This window comes from Pseudaquabacterium rugosum (assembly GCF_038066575.1).
Taxonomy (GTDB): domain Bacteria; phylum Pseudomonadota; class Gammaproteobacteria; order Burkholderiales; family Burkholderiaceae_C; genus Pseudaquabacterium; species Pseudaquabacterium rugosum.
This window is the reverse complement of the sequence record NZ_JBBUTF010000017.1, coordinates 103,881-117,550: the sequence shown is the minus strand read 5'-3', so window position 1 is coordinate 117,550 and position 13,670 is coordinate 103,881. Positions and strand designations below refer to the sequence as shown.

At 71.6% G+C, this 13,670-nt stretch carries 17 protein-coding genes; 9 read left to right on the top strand and 8 right to left on the bottom strand.

Annotated elements, in window-relative coordinates; translation table 11 throughout:
- Positions 1-359 precede the first annotated feature (359 nt).
- The 9 genes from aat (at position 360) to tolA (ending at position 7,064) form a co-directional block, all read left to right on the top strand.
- Positions 360-1,181, top strand: coding sequence for a leucyl/phenylalanyl-tRNA--protein transferase (aat, locus tag AACH11_RS18205; protein ID WP_341375677.1), 822 nt, complete (start codon positions 360-362; stop codon positions 1,179-1,181).
- Positions 1,178-1,927: an arginyltransferase gene (locus tag AACH11_RS18200; protein WP_341375676.1), complete on the top strand. Its 750-nt coding sequence runs from the start codon at positions 1,178-1,180 to the stop codon at positions 1,925-1,927. Before aat ends, AACH11_RS18200 begins: the two co-directional genes overlap by 4 nt.
- A 58-nt stretch (positions 1,928-1,985) precedes the next feature.
- On the top strand, positions 1,986-2,450 hold the full coding sequence (ribH, locus tag AACH11_RS18195) for a 6,7-dimethyl-8-ribityllumazine synthase (protein WP_341375675.1): 465 nt from the start codon (positions 1,986-1,988) through the stop codon (positions 2,448-2,450).
- On the top strand, positions 2,447-2,974 hold the full coding sequence (gene nusB / locus AACH11_RS18190) for a transcription antitermination factor NusB (RefSeq protein ID WP_341375674.1): 528 nt from the start codon (positions 2,447-2,449) through the stop codon (positions 2,972-2,974). Before ribH ends, nusB begins: the two co-directional genes overlap by 4 nt.
- Before the next feature lie 83 nt (positions 2,975-3,057).
- Positions 3,058-4,251, top strand: a complete 1,194-nt coding sequence (locus AACH11_RS18185) for a pyridoxal phosphate-dependent aminotransferase (RefSeq protein ID WP_341375673.1) — start codon at positions 3,058-3,060, stop codon at positions 4,249-4,251.
- Positions 4,248-4,709 carry a tol-pal system-associated acyl-CoA thioesterase gene (gene ybgC, locus AACH11_RS18180; RefSeq protein ID WP_341375672.1) on the top strand — a complete coding sequence of 154 codons (462 nt, stop codon included), beginning with the start codon at positions 4,248-4,250 and terminating at the stop codon, positions 4,707-4,709. Before AACH11_RS18185 ends, ybgC begins: the two co-directional genes overlap by 4 nt.
- On the top strand, positions 4,706-5,428 hold the full coding sequence (gene tolQ / locus AACH11_RS18175; RefSeq protein ID WP_341375671.1) for a protein TolQ: 723 nt from the start codon (positions 4,706-4,708) through the stop codon (positions 5,426-5,428). Before ybgC ends, tolQ begins: the two co-directional genes overlap by 4 nt.
- 24 nt (positions 5,429-5,452) lie before the next feature.
- On the top strand, positions 5,453-5,884 hold the full coding sequence (locus tag AACH11_RS18170) for an ExbD/TolR family protein (RefSeq protein ID WP_341375670.1): 432 nt from the start codon (positions 5,453-5,455) through the stop codon (positions 5,882-5,884).
- Positions 5,885-5,909: 25 nt separating this feature from the next.
- Positions 5,910-7,064, top strand: a complete 1,155-nt coding sequence (gene tolA, locus AACH11_RS18165) for a cell envelope integrity protein TolA (RefSeq protein WP_341375669.1) — start codon at positions 5,910-5,912, stop codon at positions 7,062-7,064.
- A gap of 54 nt (positions 7,065-7,118) precedes the next feature.
- On the opposite strand, the gene fdx is transcribed toward tolA, so the two are convergent.
- From fdx to AACH11_RS18125, 8 genes are all read right to left on the bottom strand, one after another.
- On the bottom strand, positions 7,119-7,457 hold the full coding sequence (gene fdx / locus AACH11_RS18160; RefSeq protein ID WP_341375668.1) for an ISC system 2Fe-2S type ferredoxin: 339 nt from the start codon (positions 7,455-7,457) through the stop codon (positions 7,119-7,121).
- A gap of 81 nt (positions 7,458-7,538) precedes the next feature.
- Positions 7,539-9,395 (bottom strand): Fe-S protein assembly chaperone HscA, encoded by a 1,857-nt coding sequence (gene hscA / locus AACH11_RS18155; protein ID WP_341375667.1) that lies wholly within the window; start codon positions 9,393-9,395, stop codon positions 7,539-7,541.
- Positions 9,396-9,474: 79 nt separating this feature from the next.
- Positions 9,475-9,996: a Fe-S protein assembly co-chaperone HscB gene (hscB, locus tag AACH11_RS18150; RefSeq protein ID WP_341375666.1), complete on the bottom strand. Its 522-nt coding sequence runs from the start codon at positions 9,994-9,996 to the stop codon at positions 9,475-9,477.
- 112 nt (positions 9,997-10,108) lie between these two features.
- Positions 10,109-10,432, bottom strand: coding sequence for an iron-sulfur cluster assembly protein IscA (gene iscA, locus AACH11_RS18145; protein WP_341375665.1), 324 nt, complete (start codon positions 10,430-10,432; stop codon positions 10,109-10,111).
- A gap of 56 nt (positions 10,433-10,488) precedes the next feature.
- On the bottom strand, positions 10,489-10,890 hold the full coding sequence (iscU, locus tag AACH11_RS18140; protein ID WP_341375664.1) for a Fe-S cluster assembly scaffold IscU: 402 nt from the start codon (positions 10,888-10,890) through the stop codon (positions 10,489-10,491).
- A gap of 41 nt (positions 10,891-10,931) precedes the next feature.
- Complete coding sequence (locus tag AACH11_RS18135; protein ID WP_341375663.1) at positions 10,932-12,146, bottom strand: IscS subfamily cysteine desulfurase; 1,215 nt, start codon at positions 12,144-12,146, stop codon at positions 10,932-10,934.
- Between the two features lie 108 nt (positions 12,147-12,254).
- Positions 12,255-12,788 carry a Fe-S cluster assembly transcriptional regulator IscR gene (gene iscR, locus AACH11_RS18130; RefSeq protein ID WP_341375662.1) on the bottom strand — a complete coding sequence of 178 codons (534 nt, stop codon included), beginning with the start codon at positions 12,786-12,788 and terminating at the stop codon, positions 12,255-12,257.
- A gap of 218 nt (positions 12,789-13,006) precedes the next feature.
- Positions 13,007-13,498, bottom strand: coding sequence for a low molecular weight protein-tyrosine-phosphatase (locus AACH11_RS18125; RefSeq protein WP_341375661.1), 492 nt, complete (start codon positions 13,496-13,498; stop codon positions 13,007-13,009).
- Between the last annotated feature and the right edge of the window lie 172 nt (positions 13,499-13,670).

Sequence of the window (13,670 nt, the reverse complement as noted above, 5' to 3'; positions counted from 1 at the left end):
GCGCGAAGGTAGACGTTTCAGCAACACACCCCCCTACCGCGTCCTAGGGGTTGCAGAGCCGTGCGCACACGCAGCGTGTTACAAATGATTCGCCACAAGACGTTTCGCCCCGCGGGCGAAACTCCGGCCGATCGATGTCCGCATTTGGCCTCTGGATTTCTGGCCACCTCTCAGGAACAGAAAAGCCGCATGACCCGGAACACGCTTTCCGGTACACGGCCCGGCCCCGCACCGGTCACGGCCGACGGGGCCGCACCGGCCGATCGGCGCGCCCCCCGGAAATCCGGGAGCTGCAGCATCCGCACCACACCGGGACACGCGATGAGCCCGCCGCAGTGGCCGCTTACCATGCGGAAACGATGAGCACCCCCCCGCTGATCTGGATCGACGACGCCCAGCCCCTGCCGCCGACCGCCTTCGCCCTCGGCCCGGACAGCGACGCCCCCGGCCTGCTCGCCGCCGGCGGCACGGTCAGCCCCGCCCGCCTGGAAGAGGCCTACCGGCGCGGCATCTTCCCCTGGTACAGCACCGGACAACCGGTGCTGTGGTGGACACCGGATCCCCGCATGGTGCTGCGCACGGCCGACTTCCGCTTCCACCGCAACCTGCGCAAGACCGTGCGCCGCTTCCTGCGCACGCCGGGCTGCGAGATCCGCTTCGACCATGCCTACACCGACGTGATGCTGGCCTGCGCGCAGACCCCGCGCGAAGGCCAGCACGGCACCTGGATCGCCCCGGAGATGGTGGCCGCCTACAGCGCCTGGCACACGGCCGGCCGCACCCACAGCATCGAGACCTGGATCGACGGCCGGCTCGTCGGCGGCCTGTACGGCGTCAACCTCGGCCGCATGTTCTTCGGCGAGTCGATGTTCAGCCGGCGCACCGACGCCAGCAAGATCGCGCTGGCCGCGCTGGTCGCCTTCTGCCGCGCCGAGGGCATCGCCCTGATCGATTGCCAGCAGCACACCGGCCACCTCGAACGGATGGGCGGTCAGACCATCGCCCGCACGGACTTCGAGGCCCACCTTGAACGGACGGTCGGCCGCCCTGGGCCGTCACGTTGGGCCTATGATCCGGCCCACTGGGAGCACCTGGGCCTGTGGCAGGACGACGCGGCGGACCGCGCGACCCCCACATCCGACGGCGCTGACGAACACGACGAGACTCCGCCGCGCGCGTGACCTATCCGAAGGAACTTCCGCTGTCGTCGCTGCAGTTCTATGCAACGGCACCGTACCCCTGCAGCTATCTGCCCGACCGCCTGGCGCGGTCGCAGGTCGCCACGCCCAGCCACCTGATCCACGCCGACGCGTACTCCGGCCTGGTGGCCAACGGGTTCCGCCGCAGCGGCATGTTCACCTACCGGCCGCTGTGCGACCACTGCCACGCCTGCGTGCCGATGCGTGTGCCGGTCGACCGTTTCCAGCCCAACCGCAGCCAACGCCGGGCCTGGAAACAGCATGCGGCGCTGCGCCCGCGCGTGCTGCGCCTGTGCTTCGTCCCCGAGCACTATCAGCTCTACCTGCGCTACCAGAGCGGCCGGCATTCGGGCGGCGGCATGGACCAGGACAGCGTCGACCAGTACACCCAGTTCCTGCTGCAGAGCCGCGTGAACTCGCGCCTGGTCGAGTTCCGTGATCCGGACGTCGATGGCCAGCCCGGCGCACTGCGCATGGTCTCGATCGTCGACGTGCTCAACGACGGCATCTCGGCCGTCTACACCTTCTACGATCCGGACTTCAAGGGCAGCCTGGGCACCTGGGGCATCCTGTGGCAGATCGAACAGGTGCGGCTGCTGAAGCTGCCCTACCTCTACCTCGGCTACTGGATCGAGGGCAGCGACAAGATGGCCTACAAGGCCGCCTTTCGTCCCCATGAACTGCTGCAGCAGTCGCGCTGGCAGGAAGCCCCTGCGCCGCCCGACTGAGCCCCCGTGGCACGGGCCGGCGCGGGGTGGCCCCGGCCGCGCAGCCTACAATCGGGGGATGCAACATGCGAACCAGGGCACGGGCCCGACGATCGACGGCCAGGGCCTGTCGATCGCGATCGTGCAGGCCCGATTCAACGCCGACATCACCGACACGCTGGCCCGCGCCTGCCGTGACGAACTGGCCGCGCTCGGCGTGGCCGACTCCGCCATCAGCCTGCACCAGGTGCCGGGCGCCCTCGAGGTGCCGGTGGTGCTGGAGCGACTGGCCCGCAGCGGGCGCCATCAGGCGCTGATCGCGCTGGGCTGCATCATCCGCGGCGAGACCTACCACTTCGAGCTGGTCGCCAACGAGAGTGGCGCCGGTGTCACCCGCGTCGGCCTCGACCACGCGCTGCCGATCGCCAACGCCATCCTCACCGTCGAGACCGAAGCCCAGGCCCACGCCCGCGCCGAGGACAAGGGCCGCGACGCGGCCCGCGTGGCCGTCGAGATGGCCCGTCTGCTGGAGCGCCTGGCATGAGCGACGCCCCCCGCACCCCGAATGCCGACGGCAAGCCGCAGGGCAAGGCCGCCGGCCGCAAGCCTCAGGGCAAGAGCGGCCGCCGCCGCGCGCGCGAGTTCGCCGTCCAGGGCCTCTACCAGTGGCTGGTCGGCGGCGCCGACACCGCCGAGGTCGACGTCCACATCCGCGAGCTGGAAGAATTCGACAAGGCCGACCGCCTGCACTTCGACGCCCTGCTGCACGGCTGCATCGCCGAGGCCTCGCAGATCGACGCCGTGCTGGCCCGCCACGTCGACCGCCGCACCAGCGACCTGTCGCCGATCGAGCACGGCGTGCTGATGATCGGCGTCTACGAGCTGACGCACTGCCTGGACATCCCCTACCGCGTCGCGGTCAACGAGGCGGTGGAGCTGGCCAAGACCTTCGGCGGCACCGACGGCCACAAGTACGTGAACGCCGTGCTCGACAAGGCCGCCGGCGACCTGCGCCCGCACGAGGTCGCCGAGCGCAAGCGCCAGCAACAGCAGCAGTCGGCCGGCTGACGACCCGCGGCGCGCGGTACCCGCGCGCCCACGGCCGTGCAGCCTTCCCACCGCCTCCGCGACCGACCTTCCGCGACCGCCCCATGCGCCTGGCGTCCCGGCTCGACCACATCGAGCCTTTCTACGTGATGGAGTGCGCCAAGACCGCGGCGCGCCTCGCGGCCAGCCCGGCCTGTGATCCGGCGCGCGGCGGCGAGCCCATGCTGTTCCTGAACATCGGCGAGCCCGATTTCGGCGCACCGCCGCTGGTGCAGCAGGCCGCCGAGCGGGCGATCCGCGACGGCCGCACCCAGTACACCGACGCCACCGGCACCGCCGCGCTGCGCGAGGCGTTGTCGACCTGGTACGCGCAGCGCTTCGGGCTGGACATCGCACCGCAGCGCATCGTCATCACCGCCGGCGCCTCGGCCGCGCTGCAGCTGGCCTGCCTGGCGCTGTTCCAGGCCGGGGACGAGGTGCTGATGCCCGACCCCTGCTATCCCTGCAACCGGCACTTCGTCGCCGCGGCCGACGCCACGCCGTGCCTGCTGCCCACCGGGCCGGCCCAGCGCTTCCAGCTCGACGCGGCGATGGTGCGCGCGGCCTGGGGCGAGGCCACCCGCGGCGTGCTGCTGGCCTCGCCGTCGAACCCGACCGGCACCTCGATTCCGGCCGACGAGCTGGCGCGCATCGACGCCTGGGTGCAGGCCCACGGCGGCGTGACCGTCATCGACGAGATCTACCTCGGTCTGAGCTACGAGGCAGCCTATGGCCAGAGCGCGCTGGCGCTCGGCGAGCACGTCGTCAGCGTCAACAGCTTCAGCAAGTACTTCGGCATGACCGGCTGGCGCCTGGGCTGGCTGGTGCTGCCCGAGGCCCTGGTCGCCCCGGTCGAACGCCTGGCGCAGAACCTCTACATCTGCCCGTCGAGCATCGCCCAGCATGCGGCGCTGGCCTGCTTCGCACCCGGATCGCTGGCCGAGTACGAGCGCCGCCGCACCGAGTTCCGCCAGCGCCGCGACGCCGTCGTGCCGGCGCTGCGGCGCCTGGGCCTGGACGTGCCGGTGATGCCCGACGGCGCCTTCTACGCCTACGCCGACTGCCGCGCCCATGCCGCCGACAGCTGGGACTTCGCGCTGCAGCTGATGGAACGCGCCCACGTGGCACTGACGCCCGGCCGCGACTTCGGCCGCGCCGAGCCCGGCCGCTGGCTGCGCCTGAGCTATGCCAGCAGCCAGGCCGTGCTCGACGAGGCCCTCTGGCGGCTGGAGCGCGTGCTCTCGCGCGCGGGCGCATGAGCGCCGAACGCAGCGGGCTGCCGCCGGGCGCGGCCGACGCCCCGCCGGTCTTCACCTGGGACGTGCGCGTCTACTGGGAAGACACGGACGCCGGCGGCGTGGTGTTCTACGCCAACTACCTGAAGTTCTTCGAACGCGCCCGCACCGAGTGGCTGCGCGCGCTCGGCATCGGCCAGCAGGCGCTGCGTGAGGCCAGCGGCGCGATCTTCGTCGTCGCCGAGACCGCGCTGCGTTACCGTGCGCCGGCCCGCCTCGACGACCTGCTGCGCATCACCGTGCAGCCGGTGGAGACCGGCCGCGTCTCGATGCTGCTGGCCCAGCAGGCCTGGCGCTGCCACGCCGACGGCCCCGCCACGCTGTTGTGCGACGGCACGATCCGCATCGGCTGCGTCGATGCGGGAACCTTCCGCCCGCGCCGCTTTCCCAGTCCTCTTCCCGAACTGCTGTCCGACCGATGACCACGGCTGCCGCCTCCCCCGCCGATTTCTCGCTGATCTCGCTCGTGCTGCAGGCCAGCCCGGTCGTGCAGCTCGTGATGGCCGGCCTGCTGCTGACCTCGCTGGCCAGCTGGGCCGTGATCTTCGGCAAGCTCTTCGGCCTGCGCCGCCTGCGCCAGGGCAACGAGGACTTCGAGCGCGAGTTCTGGTCGGGCAAGAACCTCAACGACCTCTACAGCACCGCCGCCGCCCGCACCAGCGGCGGCCAGGCCGAGGACAGCGCACCGATGCAGCGCATCTTCGCCAGCGGCATGCGCGAGTTCCTGAAGCTGCGCGAACGGCGGCTGGACCCGGGCTCGCAGCTCGACGGCGCCCGCCGCGCGATGCGCGCCAGCCTGACGCGCGAGCTCGACGCGATCGAGGGCAACGTCGGCTTCCTGGCCAGCGTCGGCTCGGTCAGCCCCTATGTCGGCCTGTTCGGCACCGTCTGGGGGATCATGCATGCCTTCGTCGGCCTGAGCCAGCTGCAGCAGGTCTCGCTGGCCACGGTGGCGCCGGGCATCGCCGAGGCACTGGTGGCCACCGCCATCGGCCTGTTCGCCGCCATCCCGGCGGTGATCGCCTACAACCGCTTCGCGCGCGACATCGACCGCATCGCGATCCAGCTCGAGAGCTTCATCGAGGAGTTCTCCAACATCCTGCAACGCAACGCCGGCGCGCAGACGCCGGCCGCGCGCTGAAGCCCGGCGCCGAGGTCCGATCCGATGCCCGCCGTCGTCAGCCGCTCGTCCGGCCGCCGCAGCCGCCGCGCCATGGCCGAGATGAACATGGTGCCCTTCATCGACGTGATGCTGGTGCTGCTGATCATCTTCATGGTCAGCGCCCCGTTGATCACCACCGGCGTGGTCGACCTGCCCAGCGTGGGCAAGGCCGCTGCCAGGCCGAGCGCGGTGATCGAGGTGCTGATCGAGTCCGACACCGGCTGGCGGCTGCGCCGCAACGACGATCCGCCCGCGGACGTGAGCCCGGCCGAGCTGCTGGCCCGCGTGCGCACGCTGCAGGACGGCGACGCCCAGGTGCCGGTGGTGATCTCGGCCGACAAGTCGGTGCGCTACGAGACCGTGGTCAAGGCCATGGACCGGCTGCAGCGCGGCGGCGTGGCCCGGGTCGGCCTGGCCGTGCGCCAGGGTGGATGAGCCGCGCCGCCACGGAGTCCGGACGATGAGTGCCGCGATGCCGGGGACGGCCACGTCGGTGGCCGCCGCCGCTGCCCTGAGCGCCCTGCCGGGTGGACCGCTGCAGCCGCCGCGCAGCGACCGCATGGGCACCGGTCTGCTGCTGGCGCTGCTGGCGCACGCCGGCCTGATCGGCGCGCTCAGCCTGCAGCTCGACTGGAAGCTCGACCGTCCCGAGCCGGTGGTCAGCGCCGAGCTCTGGGCCGCCGTGCCCAAGGTGGCCGCGCCGGGACCGCGGGCCGTCACGCCGGAGCCGGCGCCCAGTCCGCCGCCCGAGCCGTCCCCGGCGCCCACACCGCCACCGTCGCCGGTACCGCCGCCGCCCCCGGCACCGAAGGCGCCGCCCCGCCCGGCCCCGCCGCCACCGCCGCCGGTGCCCGACCGTCAGGCCGAGATCGCACGGGAAAAGGCCGAGAAGGCCGAGCAACGCGAACGCGAGCGCGAGGAAGCCGCGCGCGAGGCCAAGGCGAAAGCCAGGGCCGAGGCCCAGCGCCGCGACGCCGAGGCACAGGCCAAGGCCCGCAAGGAGGCCGAGGCCAAGGCAGAGGCCCGCAAGGAAGCCGACGCCAAGGCCCGGGCGGACGCGAAGAAGGACGCCGAGGCGAAGGCCAAGGCCGAGGCCCAGCGCGAGGCCGATGCGAAGGCCAAGGCCGACGCGAAGAAGGAAGCCGACGCCAAGGCCAAGGCCCGCCGCGAGGAAGAGGCCAAGGCCAAGGCGCAGGAAGAGGCGCTGGCGCGCCAGCGCGAGGAGAACCTCAAGCGCATCCTGGGCGCCGCGGGGGCGGCGGCCACGTCGGCCCAGGCCACGGGCAAGGCCGATGCCGGCAGCGGCGGTGGCGCCACGCCCGGCGGCACGGCCGACCGCGACGCGGCACCGTCGGCCGCCTACGCCGGCCGCATCCGCTCGGCGATCAAGCCCAACATCCGCTTCCCGGCGGACGACATCGGCAATCCGGTGGCCGAGGTCGAGGTGCGCACCGCGCCCGACGGCGCCATCGTCAGTCGCCGCCTGGTCAAGCCCAGCGGCACGCCGGCCTGGGACGCGGCCCTGCTGCGGGCCATCGACCGCACCGAGCGCCTGCCGCTGGACAACGGCCGCATCCCGGCCGTGATGATCCTGAGCTTCCGGCCGCGCGACTGAGGGCGGCCCGCGGAGGGCCGGCCCGCGGCGGGGCACCGAGGCCCCTGCCGCCGATCAGTGGTGCTCGCGCGCGTGGTTGATCGTGTACTTCGGGATCTCGACCACCAGGTCCTGGTCGGCGACGATCGCCTGGCAGCTCAGCCGCGACTGCGGCTCCAGGCCCCAGGCGCGGTCCAGCAGGTCCTCCTCGGTCTCGTCGGCCTCGTTCAGGCTGGCGAAACCCTGGCGCACGATCACGTGGCAGGTGGTGCAGGCGCAGGACTTGTCACAGGCGTGCTCGATCTCGACGCCGTGGTCGAGCAGCGCCTCGCAGACGCTGGTGCCGCGGGCGGCGCGGATTTCCTTGCCCTCGGGACAGAGTTCGGCGTGGGGCAGGATCTTGATGACGGGCATGGGCGATGGCTCCGGATGCGGAAGGCGGGGGTCAGGTCACGGGCAGCCGGGACGGGCCTGGGCCGGCCACCCCGGCGGTGCTCACAGCGCGTCGACGCGACGGCCGGTCAGCGCGACCTGGATGCTGCGGTTCATGCGGCGGGCCGCGAATTCCTCGGTGCCATGGGCCAGGGTCTCGACCGCGGTGTCGATGGCCGCATGGTCGTCGGCCGCGGCGGTGGTCGCCAGCGCTTCCAGCAGGCGCTCGACGGCCAGACGCTCGTCCTCGTCGAGCAGCGCGCCATCGGCCTCCAGCGCGGCGCGCGTGGCCAGCGTCATGCGCTCGGCCTCGACGCGGGCCTCGCGCAGACGGCGCGCGGCCATGTCCTGCTCGGCATGGCCGAAGCCCTCCTGCAGCATGCGGGCGATCTGGTCGTCGGCCAGGCCGTAGCTGGGCTTGACCGTGACCTCGGCCTGCACGCCCGAGGTCAGCTCCTCGGCGCGCACGCCGAGCAGACCGTCGGCATCGACCTGGAAGGTGACGCGGATGCGGGCCGCGCCGGCGGCCATCGGCGGGATGCCGCGCAGTTCGAAACGGGCCAGCGAGCGGCAGTCGGCCACCAGCTCGCGCTCGCCCTGCACCACGTGCAGCGCCATCGCGGTCTGGCCGTCCTTGAAGGTGGTGAAGTCCTGCGCCTTGGCCACCGGGATGGTGCTGTTGCGCTCGATGATGCGCTCGACCAGCCCGCCCATGGTCTCCAGACCCAGCGACAGCGGCGTCACGTCCAGCAGCAGCAGCTCGCCATCCTGGGCATTGCCGGCCAGCGCATTGGCCTGGATGGCGGCGCCGAGTGCCACCACCTCGTCGGGGTTCAGATCGGTCAGCGGCGCGCGGCCGAAGAGCTCGCCCACCGCCGTGCGCACGGCCGGCATGCGGGTCGAGCCGCCGACCATCACCACGCCCTCGACCTCGTCGCGCGCCACCTTGGCATCGCGCAGCACCTTGCGCACCGCCGACAGCGTGCGCGCGATCAGCGGCGCGCAGGCGGCGTCCAGTTCGGCCCGGCTGACGGGCACGGCGAGCGCTCCGTCCGCCAGCGTGCAGCGCAGCTCGACCGCATCGGCCGCGCTCAGCGCCTCCTTGGCGGCACGGGCGGCGACCAGCACCGCGCGCTTGTCCTGCGGCGTGACGGTCCGGCGGCCGGCGGCAGCCAGCGCCCAGTCGGCCAGCGCATGGTCGAAGTCGTCGCCGCCGAGCGCCGCGTCACCGCCGGTGGCCACGACCTCGAACACGCCGCGGTGCAGGCGCAGCAGGCTGATGTCGAAGGTGCCGCCACCCAGGTCGTAGACGGCGTAGAGGCCCTCGCGGCCGCTGTCCAGGCCGTAGGCCACGGCCGCGGCGGTCGGCTCGTTGATCAGGCGCAGCACGTGCAGGCCGGCCAGCTGCGCGGCGTCCTTGGTCGCCTGGCGCTGGGCATCGTCGAAATAGGCCGGCACGGTGATGACCACGCCGTAGAGCTCGTCGTCGAAGGTGTCCTCGGCGCGCTGGCGCAGCGTGGCCAGGATCTCGGCCGAGACCTCGACCGGCGACTTCACGCCGTCACGGGTGTCGATGGCCACCATGCCCGGCTGGTCGACGAAGCGGTAGGGCAGACGGTCGGCGCCGGCCACGTCGGCCAGACGGCGGCCCATCAGGCGCTTGACGCTGACGACGGTGTGCTCGGGATCCTCGGCCTGGGCCGCCAGCGCGTCGGCGCCGATCTGGCGCCGGCCGCCGTCCAGATAGCGCACGGCCGAGGGCAGGATCACCCGGCCCTGGCCGTCAGGCAGGCACTCGGCCACACCGTGGCGCACGGCGGCCACCAGCGAGTGCGTGGTGCCCAGGTCGATGCCCACGGCGATGCGACGTGCGTGCGGGTCGGGCGACTGCCCGGGTTCGGAGATCTGCAGCAGGGCCATCGGTCAGCGCTCGCGGGTCGGATACGGAAGGAAGACGGATCAGGGAATCGGGATCGGGCGGTGACGGTGCAGGCCGGGCTCAGGCGTCGTAGGCCTCCAGCCGGCGGCCGATGTCCTCGCGGAACTTCGCGACGAACATCAGCGCCCTCACCTGCTGGGCGGCCTGGGCCAGATCGACGCCGGGTTCGTCGAGCGTGCGGCCGAGAGCGGCCAGCAGCGCCTTCTCGTGCGCGGCGACCTGCCCGTCGATGTGCTCGACGGCCTCCAGGCCGCGCGCCTCGTCCAGCGCTTCACGCCATTCCATCTGCTGCATCAGGAAGGCCGGCGGCATCGCCGTGTTGCGCTCGGCATCGATCGCCCCGCCGCGCAGCTCGACCAGGTAGGCGGCCCGCTTCAGCGGATCGCGCAGGCGCTGGTAGGCCTCGTTGATGCGCACGGCCCACTGCATGGCCAGGCGCTGGGCCGCGGCGCCCTCGGAGGCGAAACGGTCCGGATGGGCGGCGGCCTGCAACTGGCGCCAGCGCTCGTCGAGCAGCGGGCGCTCCAGCGCGTGGCGCTGCGGCAGGTCGAACAGCGTGAAGTCGTCGTCGTCGAGTCTCATGTCGGTCACACCCGGGTGTCGCGGAAGCTGCAGGAGCGGGCCCCACGGCCCGCATCGCACTCAAGGCCAAGCAAGCCCGGGGCCGCCATGCCGGCCCGCGCACCCCGCCGCGTCAGACGCGGAACGACTCGCCGCAGCCGCAGCGGTCCTTCTCGCGCGGGTTGTGGAACTTGAAACCCTCGTTCAGCCCCTCGCGCACGAAGTCCAGCTCAGTGCCGTCCAGGTAGGGCAGGCTCTTGGGATCGATCAGCACCTTGACGCCCAGGTGTTCGAACACGATGTCCTCGGGCGCGATCTCGTCGGCGTACTCCAGCTTGTAGGCCAGACCCGAGCAGCCGGTGGTCTTGACGCCCAGGCGCACGCCCACACCCTTGCCGCGACGGCTCAGATAACGGGTGACGTGACGGGCGGCGGCTTCGGACAAGGTGACGGCCATGGCCGTGGACTCCTGGTTGGGCAAAAGAGCGGATGCGGTGCGATCCCGGACGACCTTCAGGCCGCGTCGGGCGCGCCGGCGTGGCGCGCGCGGTAGTCGTCGACGGCCGCCTTGATCGCGTCCTCGGCCAGGATCGAGCAGTGGATCTTGACCGGCGGCAGCGCCAGTTCCTCGGCGATCGCGGTGTTCTTGATCTCGAGGGCCTGGTCCAGCGACTTGCCCTTGACCCACTCGGTGACCAGCGAGCTCGACGCGATGGCCGAGCCGCAGCCGTAGGTCTTGAACTTGGCATCCTCGATCAGCCCGGTCGCCGGGTTGACCTTGATCTGCAGCTTCATCACGTCGCCGCAGGCCGGCGCGCCGACCATGCCGGTGCCGACGTCGTCGTCGCCCTTGTCGAAGGCGCCGACGTTGCGGGGATTCTCGTAGTGGTCGATGACCTTGTCGCTGTAAGCCATGAGCGGACTCCGGAAGTCAGGGGATCGTCAGCGGGACGCGTTCAGTGCGCCGACCACTGGATCGAGTTCAGGTCGATGCCGTCGCGGTACATGTCCCACAGCGGCGAGAGTTCACGCAGGCGCGCGACCTGTTCACGCAGCACGCGCACCGCCTCGTCGATCTCGGCCTCGGTGGTGAAACGGCCGATGGTCATGCGCAGGCTGGAATGGGCCAGTTCGTCGGAGCGGCCGAGCGCGCGCAGCACGTAGCTGGGCTCCAGGCTGGCCGAGGTGCAGGCCGAGCCCGAGCTCAGCGCCAGGCCCTTGACACCCATCAGCAGCGACTCGCCCTCGACGAAGTTGAAGCTGATGTTCAGGTTGTGGGGCACGCGGCGTTCGAGGTCGCCGTTGACGAAGGTCTGCTCGATGTCGGCCAGACCGTCGCGCAGGCGCTGGTGCAGCGCGCGGATGCGCGCGCCTTCGCTGGCCATCTCCTCGTGGGCGATGCGGAAGGCCTCGCCCATGCCGACGATCTGGTGCACCGGCAGCGTGCCCGAGCGCATGCCGCGCTCGTGGCCACCACCGTGCATCTGCGCTTCCAGGCGCACGCGCGGCTTGCGGCGCACGTACAGCGCGCCGATGCCCTTGGGGCCGTAGGTCTTGTGCGAGGCCAGGCTCATCAGGTCGACGGGCAGGTTCGCCAGATCGATGGCGATCTTGCCGGTGGCCTGGGCCGCATCGACGTGGAAGACGATGCCGCGCTCGCGGCAGATGCGGCCGATGGCGGCGATGTCCTGGATGACGCCGATCTCGTTGTTGACCAGCATCACCGAGACCAGGATGGTGTCGGGCCGCAGCGCGGCGGTGAACTTCTCCAGGTCCAGCAGGCCGTCGGGCTCGACGTCCAGATAGGTGGCCTGGAAGCCCTGGCGCTCCAGTTCACGCACGGTGTCGAGCACCGCCTTGTGCTCGGTGCGGACCGTGACGATGTGCTGGCCCTTGCCCTTGTAGAACTGGGCGGCGCCCTTGAGCGCGAGGTTGTTGGACTCGGTCGCACCCGAGGTCCAGACGATCTCGCGCGGGTCGGCACCGATCAGCTGGGCGACCTGCACACGGGCCTTCTCGACGGCTTCCTCGGCCTCCCAGCCCCAGGCATGGCTGCGGCTGGCGGGGTTGCCGAAGTGCTCGCGCAGCCAGGGGATCATCGCGTCGACGACACGCGGGTCGCACGGGGTGGTGGCGCCGTAATCGAGGTAGATCGGGAGATGCGGGGTCATGGCTCGGGCGCCGGAGGGGCGCAGTGCGGAAAACATCGGTCCGGGCCCGCACACAGACACGGACCGGACGGGGTCATCGGATGGCCGGCGCGGCGCGCCGGCCGGAACTCACTTGGTCAGCACGCTGCCGAGCGCGAACACCGAGTTCGGCGCGGTGACCTTGATCGGCTTGACGACCGGGACGCTGGAGATCGCGCGCTTGATCGGCGCCTCCTCGATCGACACGCCCTTGGCCAGCTGGTCCTCGACCAGCTTCTTCAGCGAGATCGAGTCCAGATACTCGATCATCTTCTGGTTCAGGCTGGCCCACAGGTCGTGCGTCATGCAGCGGCCGGCCTCGTCGCCCATGCAGTTCTCCTTGCCGGAGCAGCCGGTGGCGTCGATCGGCTCGTCGACGGCGACGATGATGTCGGCCACCGTGATCTCCTCGACCTTGCGGCCGAGGGAATAGCCGCCGCCGGGACCCCGGGTGGACTCGACCAGCTCGTGGCGACGCAGCTTGCCGAACAGCTGCTCGAGGTAGGACAGCGAGATCTGCTGGCGCTGGCTGATCGCCGCCAGGGCCACGGGCCCGTTGTTCGAGCGCAAGGCCAGATCGATCATCGCGGTGACGGCGAAACGGCCCTTGGTGGTCAGACGCATGGAATTCTCCTGTGGTGCTCCTGGACGAGCAGCCTGCGTGCCAACCCGCGGGAGGCGGGCTTGCGGCTGGCCTGACGACAGAAGCGGCCCCGCGGACGGTCATCCACGGGCGGCGGCCGGATCCCGACCGCAGGACTCAACTATACCATAGACCCACTAAAACACTCGACATTGATCCGGCTCAGCCGGCGTCGACGCGGGCCGTGGTGGCCGCCGGTTCAATCCGGCACGGCGGCGCGGGCCAGCGCCTCGATGCGGGGCATCCAGGCATCGCAGCCGGACTCGATCAGGGTCAGCGTACGGTCGAAACCGGCCTCGGTTCCGTAGTAGGGATCAGGCACCTCGGCGCCGCCCGCCGGCTCGCCGGGCAGGGCCGACAGCAGCAGCGCGACCCGGTCGAGCCGGTCCTGTGGCCAGCGGTCCTGCAGGGATTCCAGGTTGCGGCGGTCCATGCACAGCACGAGGTCGATGGTCGACGGATCGACCTCGCGCAGGCCGCGGGCGCGCTGGCCCTGCAGGTCGTAGCCGCGGGCCTCGGCGCGGGCGACCGCACGCGCATCCGGCGGCTCACCACGGTGCGACGAGGTGGTGCCGGCCGACTCCACCGCCACCACCGCGTCGAGCCCGGCCGCCTGCAGGCGCTGCCGCAACACGGCCTCGGCCATCGGCGAGCGGCAGATGTTGCCCATGCAGATCATGAGGACGCGCACGCGCGGCGCAGGAGAGCGACGGAACCACTGCCGAATCATGGCGTCGAGCATACCGTGACCGGGTTTTCACGGCCTGCCGCAGGATGCGCGGCTCCGCACGGTGGCTGTCAAGAATGTCCGACAGGCGACGGCTTGAGCGCGGGCCGTCGGCTGCCGATACCGCCAACAGGAA

What these genes read in the sequence shown, in the direction of transcription:
- aat (WP_341375677.1), top strand. Translation starts at nt 360, where the DNA reads ATGAGCACCCCCCCGCTGATCTGGATCGACGACGCCCAGCCCCTGCCG.
- ribH (WP_341375675.1), top strand. Translation starts at nt 1,986, where the DNA reads ATGCAACATGCGAACCAGGGCACGGGCCCGACGATCGACGGCCAGGGC.
- nusB (WP_341375674.1), top strand. Translation starts at nt 2,447, where the DNA reads ATGAGCGACGCCCCCCGCACCCCGAATGCCGACGGCAAGCCGCAGGGC.
- AACH11_RS18185 (WP_341375673.1), top strand. Translation starts at nt 3,058, where the DNA reads ATGCGCCTGGCGTCCCGGCTCGACCACATCGAGCCTTTCTACGTGATG.
- ybgC (WP_341375672.1), top strand. Translation starts at nt 4,248, where the DNA reads ATGAGCGCCGAACGCAGCGGGCTGCCGCCGGGCGCGGCCGACGCCCCG.
- tolQ (WP_341375671.1), top strand. Translation starts at nt 4,706, where the DNA reads ATGACCACGGCTGCCGCCTCCCCCGCCGATTTCTCGCTGATCTCGCTC.
- AACH11_RS18170 (WP_341375670.1), top strand. Translation starts at nt 5,453, where the DNA reads ATGCCCGCCGTCGTCAGCCGCTCGTCCGGCCGCCGCAGCCGCCGCGCC.
- tolA (WP_341375669.1), top strand. Translation starts at nt 5,910, where the DNA reads ATGAGTGCCGCGATGCCGGGGACGGCCACGTCGGTGGCCGCCGCCGCT.
- fdx (WP_341375668.1), bottom strand. Translation starts at nt 7,457, where the DNA reads ATGCCCGTCATCAAGATCCTGCCCCACGCCGAACTCTGTCCCGAGGGC.
- hscA (WP_341375667.1), bottom strand. Translation starts at nt 9,395, where the DNA reads ATGGCCCTGCTGCAGATCTCCGAACCCGGGCAGTCGCCCGACCCGCAC.
- hscB (WP_341375666.1), bottom strand. Translation starts at nt 9,996, where the DNA reads ATGAGACTCGACGACGACGACTTCACGCTGTTCGACCTGCCGCAGCGC.
- iscA (WP_341375665.1), bottom strand. Translation starts at nt 10,432, where the DNA reads ATGGCCGTCACCTTGTCCGAAGCCGCCGCCCGTCACGTCACCCGTTAT.
- iscU (WP_341375664.1), bottom strand. Translation starts at nt 10,890, where the DNA reads ATGGCTTACAGCGACAAGGTCATCGACCACTACGAGAATCCCCGCAAC.
- AACH11_RS18135 (WP_341375663.1), bottom strand. Translation starts at nt 12,146, where the DNA reads ATGACCCCGCATCTCCCGATCTACCTCGATTACGGCGCCACCACCCCG.
- iscR (WP_341375662.1), bottom strand. Translation starts at nt 12,788, where the DNA reads ATGCGTCTGACCACCAAGGGCCGTTTCGCCGTCACCGCGATGATCGAT.